11 protein-coding genes and 3 pseudogenes are annotated in these 15,918 nt (G+C 59.2%); 2 read left to right on the top strand and 12 right to left on the bottom strand.

Translation table 11 applies throughout. The annotated features are described in order from the left end of the window. The first annotated feature begins 367 nt into the window (after window positions 1-367). A complete protein-coding gene (locus tag P3T21_RS32040; protein WP_429259955.1) occupies window positions 368-601 on the top strand; it encodes a hypothetical protein in 234 nt (77 codons plus the stop codon). Between the two features lie 233 nt (window positions 602-834). Here the strand turns inward: P3T21_RS32040 and phaP are convergent, their stop codons facing one another. The 10 genes and pseudogenes from phaP to P3T21_RS31990 all read right to left on the bottom strand — a co-directional run. After that, a complete protein-coding gene (phaP, locus tag P3T21_RS32035; RefSeq protein ID WP_429259961.1) occupies window positions 835-1,413 on the bottom strand; it encodes a TIGR01841 family phasin in 579 nt (192 codons plus the stop codon). Window positions 1,414-2,078: 665 nt separating this feature from the next. Further along, the gene (locus tag P3T21_RS32030; RefSeq protein ID WP_429259954.1) at window positions 2,079-3,113 is read right to left on the bottom strand and encodes a GSU2403 family nucleotidyltransferase fold protein; all 1,035 of its coding nucleotides are present in this window, start codon (window positions 3,111-3,113) and stop codon (window positions 2,079-2,081) included. Between the two features lie 172 nt (window positions 3,114-3,285). Further along, window positions 3,286-3,675 (bottom strand): annotated as a pseudogene (locus P3T21_RS32025) (integrase core domain-containing protein); the annotation flags it as partial. Beyond that, window positions 3,561-4,859, bottom strand: coding sequence for a tyrosine-type recombinase/integrase (locus P3T21_RS32020; protein ID WP_429259953.1), 1,299 nt, complete (start codon window positions 4,857-4,859; stop codon window positions 3,561-3,563). The pseudogene P3T21_RS32025 and the gene P3T21_RS32020, both read right to left, overlap by 115 nt. Before the next feature lie 91 nt (window positions 4,860-4,950). Continuing rightward, a pseudogene (locus P3T21_RS32015) lies at window positions 4,951-5,744 on the bottom strand (IS256 family transposase); the annotation flags it as partial. A gap of 930 nt (window positions 5,745-6,674) precedes the next feature. Then, the gene (locus tag P3T21_RS32010) at window positions 6,675-7,325 is read right to left on the bottom strand and encodes a hypothetical protein (protein WP_429259952.1); all 651 of its coding nucleotides are present in this window, start codon (window positions 7,323-7,325) and stop codon (window positions 6,675-6,677) included. A gap of 96 nt (window positions 7,326-7,421) precedes the next feature. After that, complete coding sequence (locus P3T21_RS32005; protein ID WP_429259951.1) at window positions 7,422-8,381, bottom strand: hypothetical protein; 960 nt, start codon at window positions 8,379-8,381, stop codon at window positions 7,422-7,424. 1,018 nt (window positions 8,382-9,399) lie between these two features. After that, a complete protein-coding gene (locus P3T21_RS32000; protein ID WP_429259950.1) occupies window positions 9,400-10,398 on the bottom strand; it encodes an integrase domain-containing protein in 999 nt (332 codons plus the stop codon). A 99-nt stretch (window positions 10,399-10,497) separates the two neighbouring features. Continuing rightward, window positions 10,498-10,827, bottom strand: a complete 330-nt coding sequence (locus P3T21_RS31995) for a hypothetical protein (protein WP_429259949.1) — start codon at window positions 10,825-10,827, stop codon at window positions 10,498-10,500. A 1,688-nt stretch (window positions 10,828-12,515) separates the two neighbouring features. Next, window positions 12,516-12,984: pseudogene (locus P3T21_RS31990) on the bottom strand (GDP-mannose 4,6-dehydratase); the annotation flags it as partial. Between the two features lie 353 nt (window positions 12,985-13,337). Between P3T21_RS31990 and P3T21_RS31985 the strand changes: the two are divergent. Next, the gene (locus tag P3T21_RS31985; RefSeq protein ID WP_429259948.1) at window positions 13,338-13,604 is read left to right on the top strand and encodes a hypothetical protein; all 267 of its coding nucleotides are present in this window, start codon (window positions 13,338-13,340) and stop codon (window positions 13,602-13,604) included. Window positions 13,605-13,680: 76 nt separating this feature from the next. On the opposite strand, the gene galE is transcribed toward P3T21_RS31985, so the two are convergent. Further along, entirely contained in the window at window positions 13,681-14,718 is a 1,038-nt protein-coding gene (galE, locus tag P3T21_RS31980) for a UDP-glucose 4-epimerase GalE (RefSeq protein ID WP_429259947.1), read from the bottom strand. An 11-nt stretch (window positions 14,719-14,729) separates the two neighbouring features. Beyond that, entirely contained in the window at window positions 14,730-15,878 is a 1,149-nt protein-coding gene (locus P3T21_RS31975; RefSeq protein WP_429259946.1) for a glycosyltransferase family 4 protein, read from the bottom strand. Window positions 15,879-15,918 lie beyond the last annotated feature (40 nt).

Here is a 15,918-nt window from a genome sequence, read left to right as displayed (position 1 = left end):
TTTTTTTTTTTTTTGTTGGGGGGTGGGTTTGGGGCGTTGCTTCTCTGGCGCCCGGGGGGGGGGGGGCGCCCCCCCCCCCCCCCCCCACCCCCCCCCCCCCCCCCCCCCCCCCCACCCCCGTATTTACGACGCTGCGCAGAGCAGTCTTCGCCGCCAGGGCGGCCGCTATCGCACGCATCCGTGCGCTCGGCGCATGTTCCAAGCTGCGCGGCAAAGCGTGCTGAAAACCGCTCAATAGTCACCGCTATTCCACACGTGGTCGACTGCACGCAGGGGCACTCTCGGCGTTGCATACTCGAACCGAAGCATACTTCCGTTGTCTACCGCTATACGTGCGCGCCAACTATTTGCGCGAAGGGTAAGAACGATGACAAAGGAAAAGACACCGTCATTTGAGGCGTTGGCGCTTGAACGGGTCGTCGGCGCCGCGCGAGAGGTATACGCGGCATCGACAGCGCTCGAGGTTCACTTCGGCGAGGAAGGAAGTCAGCAACCGTCTACACTCGTACTCGCCAGATTCGCCGCCGCCATGCAGGAACTGAGAGACGCGCGCGAAGCATTCGACGTCCTGGTTTCAGGCGATCCGGAGCGACGTAGTTGATTGACCGCGTCGGGATGGGATGAGAACCCCCCGCTTTTGTTCGAGAGCACGGTCATGTACTTTGAGGTTGACCCGCTTCGACGGACTGCTTACAGCGGTCCTCCAACCTTCATAACCGGCTGCTCCGTGACACTGTCAGGGGCGCACTGGTTGTCGCCCAAAAAGAACTCGCAAACAAAAAAGCGAGCAGCGCTCGCTTTGAACATCTTTTGGTAATGGCGACGTCAATGACCTTATTTCTTCTCGACCGCTTCGACCTGTTCGATTGCTCGTTTGGTCGACCTGGTCGAGGAGGCAGACGCAGCGTTGACATTGTTTTCTGCGATGTCGACCACCTGTTTTGTTGCCTCCTGGGCAGCGCGATACGCCGAGCTGGCGGCCTCGCTGGCGGTCGCGAGAGCGGACTTCCATGCGGACAAGACCGCTTCACTTCCCGCCGGCGCGTTCTTTGCGAGGCTGTCGACGAACGTTTGTGCGTCGTGCTGTTGCTGTTTGAACTGTGCTTCAGCGGTCGACGCGAATTCGGCCTGAGTGCTGGAAATGATTTCGTACACATGTCGCCAGTACGATTGCACCTTTTCTGCGGCCGGTTGCATCTGGCTCGCCTGCAGCGCGAACAACTCCTGTGGGTCTTTGGTCGCAAACGCCTTGGCCAGGATTTCCTGACTTTCGGCAAGAGTCGATTTGACCGCTTGCGCATTCAGCTCGACCAGCTTTTCGGTGCCTACGAGCGCTTTGGTCAAGAGACCAAACGTCGTTTCAAAACCGGCCTTCTGCGTGGCGACCAATTGTTCTGGGGCAAGAGTGCTCATCACTATCTCCGTAGGGTGAAGTGGCGAATGTCCGGGAGACCGTCGAACGCAATCACGAACGGCGAGTCGCAGAGTTGGAAGCGCTGTTGCGACGCAGCAAAATACGATTCTAGGGTAGAGCGCGCGAATGTCAATCGCATGTTGCGCGGTGTGGCGATGCACAGCGTGTGCGAGCGGCGCCGAATGCCCTGGTCGCGTTGGAGCACAACCGCGTTCAAGAGAAAACCCTGGTATCGGGTACCGTCTCCCCTGGAGGCCGTACATGGACGCTTATCAGGCGCGTGCAACTCCGCAGGGGGCAAGTCAATCCGCCGAAGCTGTTTCGGAACGCTGTGGAACGGCATGCGCAAGGTCGCTGCCGCTGATGCACCAATGGGAGTCGCCGGCTGTGCCGCCACCGCCATCTCACCGGCCAAACGCCGGCGCACGCGTTGCAGGCTGCTCGCGCGTCGATACAGAAACAGTGATGAACCGCACTGTGCTGTCGCCACGGCCTGCAAACGAGACCGTCCCGTGTGCGAAGCACTTTCGCCCGCGCCCTTTGTCACAGTCCATTCAGAGAAATCCATGCAGGCTCTCTCGTTCACGAGGCGGGGTATTGACCGTTTCTGAAAGAATGCGAAATGGAACTGGCGAGGGGCTCTTCGCATATCGCGAGCATGCTGTTACTGGTCATCCAGATCGGCAAGAAAATCGCGGGCACGCTCAGACAGGCCTGAATCTAGCCTCAAAGCCAGCGCCGCGGCCTTGGCAACCTTAGGACGCGCGCCTTCCTCGAGCTCGCTGGCTGCGGTTTGTAACCAGTCTGGGAATCTTTCCATCAGGGCGTCAATCAGCACGGTTGCCTGGCGACGGTCTTTATCCGCCTTGAGGGCACGTAACGGGTCGCGGAGCGTGCTGACAATCAATTTGTGAAGTGCGAACCGTGCGGGGTCGGGCAGCAGAACCGGAACGACATGCTCCTTGCCGAGGATGAACCCGCGCGTCGGGTTGGAAACCAGGTACCTGAAGTACGGAAGTCCCGTGGCGTGCGCGCGTAACTGGGGCAGCGATTTCGTCTCGTATGCATCGGTACCCGGCACGAGCAGGTCGACTTTCAGTGGCTGGCCGCGAGCCTTGAACGAAGTTGCGGGCTTTCGGGAGTCCAGATCAGGCACCTCGAGAAAGGGGATTCCGCTGTCACGCAGAATGTCGAGGAAAGTACGATTTTCCGGGATGGCGACTGAAATAGATCCAGCGCTGCCGATATCGATATCCTCAGTCCTGTAGTTCGCTGGCAGGCGAACGCCCAAGCTGTTCAGAAGCGCGCCGAAGGCGTGGGAACCGACGAGTACACCACCATGGCCGAAAATGCCGGCGTTAAACAGCGTGGCGATGGTGAGCGCCGACGAGTTGTCCGCGGCGGCGAAGCCGGCCTTCCGCAAGAGCTGAACCTCGGCAGCAATCGCGCGCATCTCTCCGCTCTCCAGCAATTTCGCGTCGAGCGCGGCGTCAGTGGAAGGTTCACCCGCACGACCCAATGACGTTTCCTTGTGTTTGCCTGACGCCAGATATATCCGCCAGTAGATGTATGTTTTCCCGTCGATCGTCTTCTGGGCAGCAGAGCCAGGAGAGTGCAACGGAATGTGCGTCTGCGCGCCGGCTCGTTCAGTGACGGACGAATACAGCGTCTGCAACGCGTCGTTGTGAAAGTTCACCATGAGCGGGTCAATTTATACCTTTAAATTTCATAGTAAGGTATAAATTGAAATCTGTCAATTTATACCTCATAATTTAATAATAAGGTATAAATCTTGCTGGTCCCAGTTTTGCGCGTGCAAAGTTTTGGCGATGGCGCCGCGGCTGTGACCTGCCTGATTTCTTCGGGCCATTTCAATCTTGGAGAACGGCCTCGGTTGCTTCAGTTGAACAATACTGCTGCTTGAACTCGTCGGGCGTCAGGTACGCCAGACTTGAATGTGGCCGGATCGAATTGTAGTGGCGCCGCCACTGTTCGATCACTACCTTTGCCTCCGCGCGGCTGCGGAACCACTCAAGGCTCAGACATCCGTCACGGAATTTGCCGTTGAAACTCTCGTCTGCGCCGTTCTGCCATGGCTTGCCCGGATCGCTAAGCGCCATTTCCATACTGTTTTCGGCAGCCCACTTCAGGATGGCATGCGACCCGAATTCCGGGCCGTTGTCCGAACGCAGGTAGCGGGGCGCACCGTGAATGCTGGCCAGTTGCGACAGGACTCCTCCCGGTCGACCTTCGCGTAGATTGACGTGGTCATCAGGCGCCGATGGCGCAACACCTGGGCGACCTCGGGAAGTGCAACACCCGAGCGAACCATCTGGGTTGCAAGTGTGTGACGCAGTCGATGGGCGCTCATGTGAGGGAGGCCCGCGCGTGAAGCCTCGGCGGCCACCGCTTCTGTGACACCTCCGCATGAGAGCGCACGGTGAGGAGCGCGTGTACGCACGAACACGGTACAGCCCTGTGCGGTATCGGGGCGGCCACGTCGCAGATACGCTGCCAATGCCTGGCCGACATCCGCAGGCAAAGGAAGGCGTTCGATGCGCTGACCTTTGCCTCTCACCACGAGTTCACCCGCGCGCCAGTCGATATCGTCAAGATTAAGCATACGCACCTCTCCGGCACGCAAGCCCAGACGCGCAAGCAGCATTAGCATAGCGAAATCGCGTTGGCCGTGGTGGGTGCGCCGATCGCAAGCCGCCAGCAAGCGTTGCACGTCGCGCGTCACCAGTGCGCGCGGCAACCCCGCAAGGCGCCAGCCGGCGACCGAGGGAACTGCTGTGTCAAGCGGCTGCGCGATAAACCCTTCGATATGCAAATAGATGAGCAAAGAGCGCAGCGCCGTTACTGTTAGCTTCGCTGAGCCGGTTGAGCGACCGCGGCTAGCAGAGAGCACAAATTGGATCAGGTGCTCCGGTCGCAAGTACTTCCAATCGAGTTCGCCATCGACGACTCTGGTCACGGCAAAAGCACGAGCCACGTCGACATATCCGCGAGCGCTGGTCGCGACAGGCCCGCGCACATCGAGGAGGTATTTGCGGTAGCGCTCGAGCAGTGCTTCGCTGGGACTTAACACCGCGTGCGCGCTCGCCACCGCGATCCCAACGTTACTGAGGTAGCTGACCAGCGGCGTCAGCGCCTTGGATGATAGCCACAACGTGTAGCCCTGCGCGCGCCGTGCATTCAGGAATTCGTCCAGGACCGAAGCGGTGAGCGTCGTTGCGTCCTGTCGCCTGGAAGCAAGCCACCGGCTCAGATGCGCAAGAAGCTGCAGTTGATTCGCAGCGGCGTTGGGTCGGTAACCTTGTGCGCTCAACTCCGCGGCGAAGCCGGCTGCGAACGCGGCGAGCGGTCCGGTTATACGGACGCGAGATGGATCTGACATGAGTTGTCTCCTTCTCCCAGTTGTGGAAAAGGAAGCATCGCTCATATGACCGGGATTATGCCGATGCGTACGCCACGTTCACCGCTGGCGCCGCCGCATCGCGGCGGCACACCGGCATAATCGGGAGGTGGGCATAATGAAACCAGCAGCACTGGCCACGTGTCGCCGGAAACACTTCTTCCAGCGCAGCCCAGAAGCCCATTGCGCCGTCGCCGACTGCCAGCAGCGGACCACCCTGCAAGCCACGCGATTTCAGATCGAGCAGCAGCTCCTGCCATGACGCCTTCGACTCGCGATACCCGTCGCCGATTGCCACACGCTCCTTGCGCCCATCCGGCCTCACGCCGATGATCACCAGGAGGCACTGGCCGTCCGAGTTCTCACTACGCAGGCCGGTATGAATGCCGTCGACCCACCAATACACGTAGCGCGATTCCGACAGGTCACGCCGGCTCCAACTGGCATGCTCATCGGCCCATTGTGCCTTCAGGCGACTTACCACGTTCGCCGACAACCCGTTGGCGTCCTCGCCCAGCAGCACGCCCAGCGCTTCGCTCATATCGCCCGTCGAAATGCTCTTCAGATACAGCCACGGCAGCGCGGCACTTACGCGCGGCGACTTCCTCACATACGGCGGCACAATCGAGGAATTGAACTTCACACCTGATCCTGATCGATCGCGAACCTTGGGTACCTTCACCGCAATGGGCCGGCCGCCGTCAGCACCTCGCGCTCCGGCAGATAGCCATTGCGCACCACGGCATGCTGTCCCTGCAAGGTCTTGACGTTCTCGAACCGCTCCAGCAGCGCCAACAGCTCTGCTTCGATCGCCTGCTGGATCACCTGCCGGGCTCCGTGCCGGACCAGTTCGTCCAGCCCCAGACCGCCTTCCGATAGACCGATGATTTCTTTTTCCGTAAACTTGCTCATGGTGGATGGTTTGTTGTTTGCTGGTTTCCGACTTCGACAATCAGATTCTCAGCTGAAACCTCCACCGCCATCAATCTCCCGCCTCAATCCCCCCGTACACCACTTCCGACTTTAGCTCCAGGCGGCGCACACGGGGGAAGCGCTGAGACAGAGCATCGGCAAGACCTCGTCTGCACCCTCCGCGGCGCCAGGAAGAGGCCCTCATCAGCATGCCCAAAGGGCGGCGAACAGAATCGCTGTGACGCCAGCTCTGATTGATGTTCTGGAGGTAGTGACGCGGAACGTGGCCGATTTCTCAGCGACAGAGGGGCGTGTGCTCAAGCCATTTGATTGATAGTCAAGTCGAAACGACGACCTGTCCTGTCCGTCGTCGGATCTGAAAGTTGGTCGCGGCCAGTTATTGACCGCATCGCCCGAACCTGGAAGTCAGCGCATAGTCGGCAACATGCCCAGCAACCGCAGGAACGTTGGAGACGACCGGCGGGGTCAGCATGATGCCGGCCGGTTTGGTAACGTAGCGCGCTTGTTCGCAGACGGTTCCTCAAGGATAACGAATAAGTGATCGTGGCTCAGGAGCGGTCCTCATAAAAAAGTTTGCCGCAACGAATGGCCCGGAAGTTTTGGCGCCCGTGACGCCACCTGGCGTCACGGGTTTTGTTGATGCTCCGATTCCGGTCGAGGCTTTGCGTGAATTCTCCCGTCATCCTGAGGCCCCCCAGCACAAGAGCGAGATGGAGCGACGGCGGCTTCCCGATCTACCGAGAGACGCGTTGGGGCCGACTACTGGTGCCGTGCCGGAATCGGCGACGCGAGCACAACGCCCGGCCAACAGAAGCGAATGATCGACCGAAGACGCTCATTCGCTTCATCCCACACACGGCCAGCCCTGCACTTATCGAAACGTCGCTCGACGGGGTCCGAAAACGCCCGCTACAGGTGGATACCTCGAACTCGACATGCCTCTTCAGTCGCCGCGCGCATAGCCGCTTCGCCGCATCCGTCGGCGAAAACATGATCGGTAAAGGCGACTATTGCACCTGCGTCGATGTCGTCGATTCCTCCCATGAAGAAGCTGATTGCGCTCAGAGGCACGGATCCAGGGTGAAACCCAAAGGCGCTATGTTGAGTCGGAAAACCCTCTGCCAGCTTGCCAAATTTCCTTAAAAGAATTGAGCCGAGCGACTCCTGGTCCTTTGTGCCAGTAAGTAGTTCAGGATGCCTGAACAGGATCTTGGGAATTATTTCGACGCGTACCCCGCAGAGCCGGATTGCCTCCGGATACCAGAATTCGAGCATGCCAAATGCGATGTAGTCCTCATTCTCAAGGTGCCACATCACGCGGCCGCGACCGAGCTCGTAATTCGCTTCTGGTACACGGGTTTTCCAGTTGTGAAGAATTGGAAATTCCACATTGTCCGCGTGCAATTCCACGACATGAGGCTCAGGGTCTGTCTGGATCGCCCGGTCGTATTCGGTTGACAGTGCGTCTAGAGCCATTTCCGCATCAAGATGGCAAGCAACTGACGAAACTGCAACAGCGACATTTTCGTTGATGTCATAGGGGAGGCGCAAAATCTCCATGATCTACCTTTTCAGCAATGGGTCAGATACGCCGACGGATTCCCTGGAAGTCAGCCGCCGGCACGATTTGGGTAACGTCGCAGACGAGGGTGTGCGTTAGCCCGTTGTGGGGTGTGAGCTGATCGTGTCCCGGTCTGCGACGGCGGGCGATGAGTTCGGTGTTTGCGTCGAGGGGGTGCCACGAGCCTCCTGCGCCCATACCTGAGCGGCGCAGGGCAGCCTGAGTGCGTCGAACAGCCGATCGATGTCAGTGCGGATGCCCAGTACCATGCGCTGCGCAAGGACCTTTTTCGCGAGTGTGCGCAGCGTTTTCTCGCTCATTTCGGCGTCTCGGGCTTCTTCCAGTTCGGTCTCGAAATTCGCTGCGCCGGTAATTACAGCGCCGATCGGTACCTGATGCTGGAGCGCGCTCTCGAGCGCACGCGATGTGAACAGAACGGCGTCCTTCGTGCAGTTCAAAAACTCCGCGGCGTTCAAATGCTGCGTCACGTGAGGAAATGCGACCTCCAATCGGGCATCGCACGGGACGTCTGCGTACACCACGCGTAGCTGTGACTTCTCCATGCCGGCTTCTTCGAGCGCCTCGACAAGATGGAGCGCCGTCACCTGCGACTCATTCTCTGGGGTGATCGTCATAACGATCGCCGCAATTTCCCTCAGGGTGCCCCAATGTTCCCGAAGGAATTTGATCATCGCCTCCGCGGCCATCTGCTCAATATCGATGACTCCGCCGCGTGGCGAACTCAGGAGTGCGCCGTAGGCGTCTTCAAGGTGTTGTGACGCAAGGTGGCTGATGCTCGAAGCCGAGGACGTCTCGCGTTTCCGCGATTGTCCGGTGCTTACGAGCAGGCCGCCGGTCTTCGCATGAATGAATTGCGCGACGCAGGTCTGGATGGGCGCTGCATTGGTACGAAAATGAACAACGATGCTATGGGTCATGCTGGTGCTCCTGTGAGTAGTGAAGCCAGGTCGGTGTGGCAACAGGCGAAAAAGGGAGAACGGTGCTACGAGGGACGTTCGGATTTTCGAGGGCGCGAAAGCGCGCGACTTCTCCACGACGATCGAAAGCGGGGCTTCCGGGGCGCGGATTAATTGCTGAGGAGTGGGATGGCTGGCCTGATGACGGAAGGAGTCGTCAAAAAGACTTTATGAAGTCAGCGCTTTGGCGCAAAACGGGAGATTGCTGGCAACGAATAGGCGCGCGATGCTGTTCTCTTTAGGGATGCTGCTGTATCGGGCGAACGCCTGACGTGCAGACCGCATGAAGATCGATCGCGAGTTTGTGCTGTATTTTCAGGTCGTCAGGGGGCGAGCTATAGAAGCTGTAGACGCACCTGGACCTTGTCCAGAATCGCCAAACCGTGGTCGATGCTGGTTTTGCTCCGGTGTGGCAGGACGTTTCACAGCTGTCTCACTGGCGGACGCCAACCCAAGATCTCGTCAGGATTGAATTCTGCGTTGTCTTGATCAATTGATAGTGGGGATGCCCCACATGTCATCATGTCGATGCCGAAACAACTCGGCTAAGGGAATTCTAGCGTAAGACGAACATGGATTGCAACGGGTAAATGAGGACCCGTTGCTTAAGGTTCGGACTGCGTGTTAATAAAAATAGCGGCCATAGCGGGTAGCATTGGTGGTCCAAGTTTTAACGGGTTTTATCCCGTTACCGACGCTTCCTGCGTGCACGCCTAAGCCGTGGTGCTGCATTCCCATCCGAAAATCGAGTCAAGGAGATTGATGTCTGCATGGCTGCGCGGAGTTCAAACCCCTCCTGATAGTCACATCAGACCAGTCATGGGCTTGTGCAATCAATATCCAGTTCCTCATCAACGATAGCTGACCGCGCGACCCCTAGTGTCTGGTCACCGCCTGTCTCACCAACTTCGTTAGCGTCAAGTGAAGCTTTCTTCGAGGGACAGCTTAAGCTGCAGGCCGGAAATCGCTCAGTCATGGCGAAATGTCGCCATGACTGAGCGAATACTGTCGGCTTTGCGGTTCACCTGATTTACGTGAGTGTGCCTTAATGTCTGGCGCTACAAGCTGGGCTGGCTGCCTCGCCATCGCTACCACCTTAAGCCGCAAAACAGGTATCGGGAGTCGCGTCTTCCGCTGATCGAGCTTTTCGCGCGGATGCCTGGGCGCTCCTGGTTCTCGCCTTCGGCTGGAGGGACGGGAACCTGTGTGCCACTGATTTGAGATACACGCGGAAGATCCAGCGGGCGCGCGTGGGTCCGTGGCCAAGGAGTTCGCTTAAAGTAACAAGCGCTTCAAGCTCCTCGATTCCCGCGTCGCGTATTTCGTTAGCCTTGTCACAGGCGTAGGTATACCGGAGCGCGTGCAAGGACAGCTCGCCCGTCATGCCGGCTCGCCGCAACCATGGCTTCAGTCGGTTGACCGCGCCCTTAAGGTTGTTATGCCTGCTACCAATGAGCTCGCCGCCGTTCGCGTCGCAGAAAGCGCATGCGGCCTCGACCGCCTGCAATGTCTCGGCGCGTCGTGCCATCAGGATTTCTACACGCCGGAACCGCTTGTTCTTCGCCCCGCGCCTGATGGGTAAAGAAACCTCGCCATTGCGTAGGGCCTCGCGCCATTCCTGCAAGGTTTCATTGCATTCAAGTGCCTCCTTCAGGCGCAGGCCGAGGAGGCGGCATAGCCAGACGATGTGATAGAGGCCTTGATCAATTTTCTGGCAACGTGCGAGAAGCATGTGAAATTCCTCGTCCGTGTAAGGGCGCCTTGTGCCTGACCGGTTTCGGCGCGGCACGGCAAGATCCCGGTTTGTTGGAATCGTGGCTGGATTGACGCCGGCGTGACGCAGGCAGACGCGAATCGCCGCCAGTCTGTTGGCAATGTCACCAGGCTTTTTCAGGTTCAAAAGACAGTACTGCACGAATGGTTCGAGCGTATGAAGGGGCGTGTCCTTTACACGCTCGGGAAGCAAGTCATTCAGTTGGAGATAACGAAGGTAGAGCCGCCAGAGAAGACGCCGATTTTTCTGGTTTTCATAGCTACCTCCCGCCCTTTTGCTCAACTCGCTGACTTCGTGTTCGAATCTTTGTCGTTTGCCCATCTCACCCCCCCCCGGTTAGCGCCGGCACGAACCGAAGTTCGCGCCGGCCAGACGCGGCTTAATACCCGTCGATTGCCAAGCACCGATTGCCAAACACCCTTAGGGGCGCGGTGTGCGTGCCCGATCTCGACGTGGGACAGCGAGTTTTCGGTTCGATGGGATTGTGGCGGGGTCGACGCCAGCTTGGCGCAGGCAGGCGCGAATTGCCGCCAGCACGTTGGCAATGGTGGCAGCGCCAATCTCGTTCCGAATGCAGAACTGCACAAACGGTCCAAGCGTGTGAAGGGGCGTGTCCTTCATTTGCTCAGGCAGCAAGCCCCGCAGTTGCAGATAGCCAAGGTACAGCCGCCAGGCCCGGCTCCAGCTTTCCTGGACCATGAAACTGCCTGCGATGCTGCTAATCAAGATCCTTGCTTCGTTGTCCAGCATGTGTCGGTCGCCCATATCAATCCCTCGAGGTTAGCGCCGGCGCGAGCGGATGGTCGCGCAACGGCCAGATGCGGCTCCACGCCTGGCGATTGCCAGGCACGATTTCGAAGGCCGGGGCCATTGATCGCGTGTCAGGCTCGGTGGAGAGCCGCAGTAGCCTGACGCACGTGCCTTGAGGGCATTGCTGTTGCCCGTAAGGGCGTTGCTGTTGATCGGGAGGTGCGCCGATATTGACGTTGAGCTTGGGGATCCCGCGCGAAATGGGCGCTGGATAGAACGTCGGTCTGCTAGCTTTGGAAGATTGATAGCCCGCGTTGGTGCGCTGATGCCATTGGTTTGCAATGGCAGGCGACCGGGGCGCGCGCGACACGGCGCCTGGGGCTTGCTGAATGCCAGATTCGGCAGGGGTGACCGAGCGCTACCATTGCGTATCCGCGGGAACGCGGATGCAATGGACGCTGGGGTTTTGATTAGAGTGGCAGAAGGATGCACGGCGCCGCAAGCGGCGCGTAACAGACCGTTGCGATCCTTTCTGTGGCCGTCTTCCAGATACCTCCGTGGAAGCGGGTCACAGATGGCATGCGACGACAGACGCATACCTTCAGGATCGGCACGCAGGCCACGAATCCCTGCAGTGCAACTGCAAATTGCTATTGATGCCCGACTATATCGGGGAATTCTCGATCGGAGAATTCTTGACTACTTGTTGCCGGCATACGGCGTTTGAAAAGCGGATACTCTGCTACTGGCCCTCATTGAAGCACGAAACTCAGGGCGACGCAAGCGTCGCCCTGAGGGGATGACTGCAATGGATGCGGCGCGATCCCAACAGACCGGCAATCACGACTCACGGCGAACTCGATCGGCCGTTGTCGCCGCGAGTGTATCTGCCGCCTGTTTTCGCCCGTTTGCATCATTTAATCAGCACGGTCTGCTGTTTGTTATCCCTCGGGTTGCCCTGCAGGTCCTTGCCCGGGAAGCTTTGCCGTGCGCATCTTGGCTGGGCTGGGCTCGGCCGGGCCGCATTGACTTTACGGTCATGGTCCAGGCGGGAAGCGCGGTTCTTGGCCTTCGGCAGGTCGTGTCAACGCTGTTGCTCGATGGATGCAGGTGTGTGCTGGAACAACAGGAAAAAGGCACCTGGCCCGGTGCTTTCGTTAGAGAGGGTGGCTTGTTGGGATTCTGCCTGGATGTGTACTGCATCTACAAGATGATGACGCGTGCATGGGTCAGAAGGCCGGGACGCCACCGCTTTTGCACTGATCGCAGGACCTGAAGCACGATAAATTCAGGGCGGCTTTTGCCATGCCGTTCGCCACAACCTCCTCATTGCCAACACGGCCGGAGGGTTTGCAATCGGATATCCGTCTTATGGGCAACTTCAGAATTTGCAAATGAAAGCCCTTGGGTTCTGGATAGCATGAATCGGGGGCACGCGTAAGCGCGCTTCGCTGAAAACGCCGCCGCTCAGAGAGGGCGGGATGATTTGATGATCCGGACACGCACGTACGACGTCGACGTGTAGAAGTGCGACGGTGTGAAGCAGGGCCATGCAAAGGCGCCGTGCTCAACCGGTTCAGGGGCGTGCGATGCGCACGATGTAGTGACCGGGAGGAGAGCGCGTCCGCCGGGATCTGATCAGGCAGAAAGGATTGAGACACGGACGTGCCGATGCGCCACGCAAGCCGCTTTGGATTCGTCGCCTGCCATCGCCAGTGATCCTCGCACATGCGCTCGATCCCAAACTGGGCGTGCCATCCAGGCCGCTTTTCTGCTGCGATCGAACCACCGAAGCATTGTAGGATATCGCGCAGGCCTGCGCGCCAACATTTCATAGGGTACGGACTTACCCGATGCTTTCTCAAATGAACGCACCATATCGAGCACGCCCCATCCCTGGCCGGTACAACGATTCACGACAAAACTCGCATCAAGTTTGACGAACGCATCGAGCGCCACAAGACGCCCGCGGTTGAGATCGATCGCGTGAATGTAATCGCGTACGCCTGTCCCATCCAGCGTGTCGTAGTCGCCTCCAAAAACGCGGAGCTCCTCGGGTTTGCGCACGGCAACCCGAGCGGCACATAGCATCAGATTATTTTGCATTCCGGATGGATCCTGTCCAGTAGGGCTGCGGACTTGTGCCCCAACAGGACTGGTGCGCATACAAAAACCACCGCACTTTCCCGACCCACGCCATCAAGGTCAGATCCTCACCATGCGCGGTCCACGGAGCGGCCCGGTATCATGCAGCGGCTCAAAAAGTTCCGGATGGATTGCACGCGGGCGATAGAACTTGATCCAGCCTGGCCACCTCGGGTACCCGCGAATCACCTCGGCGCGGTGCGGGTATCCGGCCTCGCAAGATCGTCTGGCTTCGCATACGTCGGGGGGGCGCAGTGCAAGCAATCATCGATGGCGGCCCGTTTCATGCATCGCCGCAGGCACGACGAATGCTATTCGTAAGGTTTCGGGGCAGCGCCCAGGCGATGCCCGAGCTGGAGACGATCATGAAACGGATAGCGATGGCAATGTGCGCTTTTACCCTACTGGCGAGCGCCGGTGCGTTTGCCCAGACCAACAGCGGTAAGCCGCAACCCGCCGACCAGCAAGCGGGCCAGGGCATGCAGCCGGGTAAGGAAGGCCAGAGCATGAGCCGTGCGGCGGAGGCGGGCAGCACCCACCCGGCCAGCGGCACGCTGATGCAACAACGCGAAAACGCGATGTCGCCGCAAGGCGCGTCGGGCGACAACGCAACGGGCAAGATGAAACAGTAGCGGACGATCGCGCACGCTGTACGCACGACGATCGCGTCCGTTCGCCCGGCGAGTGCAGATCGCGGCGCGCAAAAGACTATGCTGCGTCGAACCCGTTGGGGTTCATCGACTGCCAGCGCCAATGATCCGCGCACATGCGCTCGATGCCGAACTGCGCGCGCCATCCGAGAAGCTTTTCTGCCGCAGTGGGATTGGCGAAGCATTGTGCAATATCCCCGGGGCGGCGCGCGACGATTTCATAAGGCACCGGCTTGCCCGACGCCTTTTCAAATGCGCGCACGACATCCAGCACGCTATACCCCTGGCCCGTGCCAAGGTTCACAACAAACCCCGAGTCGAGATTGACGAGCGCATCGAGTGCCGCAAGATGCCCGCGCGCAAGATCGACCACGTGAATGTAATCGCGCACGCCCGTGCCATCAGGAGTGTCGTAATCGCCTCCAAATACGCGGAGCTTCTCGAGCTTGCCTACGGCAACCTGTGCGACATATGGCATCAGATTATTGGGCACGCCAGAGGGGTCTTCCCCAATCAGGCCACTCACATGTGAGCCAACAGGATTAAAATACCTTAGGATTGCGAATTTCCACGACGGATCCGAAACTTCAATATCGCGCATCACCTGCTCGGCAATGAGCTTCGACTGTCCGTACGGATTCGTCGCGGAAAGCGGAAACGATTCGTCGATCGGCGAGCTTTCCGGCACGCCATAAACAGTCGCCGACGAACTGAACACGAACTGCTTCACGTCGCGCTCGCGCATCACATCGAGCAGCACAAGCAGACTGTCGACGTTGTTGCGGTAATACTGGATCGGTTTCGCCACCGATTCGCCCACCGCCTTGAGCGCCGCAAAGTGGATCGCTCCAGTGACCGGATGCGCGTCGAAAATGCCCTTCAACGCCGCTTCATCGCGCGCGTCGGCTTCGTAGAACGCGAGCTTCCTGCCGGTGATCTGCTCGACACGTTTGAGCGACTCGGGGTTGCTGTTCACGAGGTTGTCGATGACCACCACGTCATAGCCGCCGTTCAACAATTCGACGCACGTGTGGGAGCCGATAAAACCTGCTCCGCCTGTCACCAGGATCGTGCCCTTCGCGTTTGTTGCAGACATGCTTTACTCCGTTAAAGTGAAACGCCCGTCAAGGTGTGCAGCAGGTCTTTATATCGTTCGACGACAACCTTCTCGTCGAATTCCGACGCGACTTTCTTTCGGCCGCGTTCGCCCATCGCGCGGCGTTCATCGCCGCTCATGTCGAGCATCTGCGCGAGCTTCGCAGCAAGACTATCTGCGCTCTTCACCTCGCACAGCCATCCATTCACGCCGTCGGCGACCACTTCGCGGCAACCCGGCACATCCGTTGCGACGATCGGCCGGCCCATCGCCGATGCTTCCATCAGCGTGCGCGGCACACCTTCACGATACGACGGCAAAACTACGCAGTCAGCATCGACAATAAAAGGCCGCACGTCGTGCGCCTCGCCCGCGTACTCGATCACGCCTTCGCGCTGCCACGCGTCGACCTCATCGCGCGTAATCGCGCTCGGGTTGTCGACGCCAACCGGCCCGAGCAGCAGGAAGCGCGCATGCGGATAACGTGCACGCAGCCGGCGCGCCGCTTCGACATACTCGCCCACGCCCTTGTCCCACAGCAGACGGCCGATCAGCACGAAGGTGAACCGCTCCCGCTCCACCAGCGGCGCGAACGCGAACTGGTCGAGATCGACGCCTTCGCCGTGCAGCAACCGGGCACGCTCCGGATACACCAGCAGCTTCTGGTCGACAAAGGCGGCTTCATCGTCATGATTCAGGAACCAGATCTCGCGCGGGAAGCGGAAAGCAAAACGGTACAGTTTTTTGGCGACCTGCGCCGCGCGGCTCTGCTGGATGAAAACGTAGCCGAGACCGGTCGTCACCGCGACCGATGCCACGCCCGCCAGTTTCGCCGCAATCGAGCCATAGATATTCGGTTTGATCGTGTAGTGGAACACAACGTCCGGACGGATTGTCCGGTAGAGCCGATACAGCGCCCAGAACGTACGCAGATCGTCGCGGGGGCTCGTGCCTTTTGAAGCGACCGGCAGATCGATGCAGCGGCAGCCCATTTCCGTCAGCAGGTCGAATGTGCGATCGCGTGGCGCGATCACGGTCACATCGACGCCCTTGCTGACGAGCATGCGGATCAGCCCCTGACGATACGTATAGATCGCCCACGCCGTATTACAGACAAGACTGATGCGCAGAATGCTAACCGACGTTCCAGAAGACTTCATTCGAATTTCGTAAAGAGAGTAACTGCGGGTAACTGCGGGT

The organism is Paraburkholderia sp. GAS334, from assembly GCF_050436625.1.
In the GTDB taxonomy this organism is placed as follows: Bacteria; Pseudomonadota; Gammaproteobacteria; order Burkholderiales; family Burkholderiaceae; genus Paraburkholderia.
The sequence above is the reverse complement of the archived record's forward strand: the minus strand, read 5'-3'. Positions and strand labels throughout refer to the sequence as shown.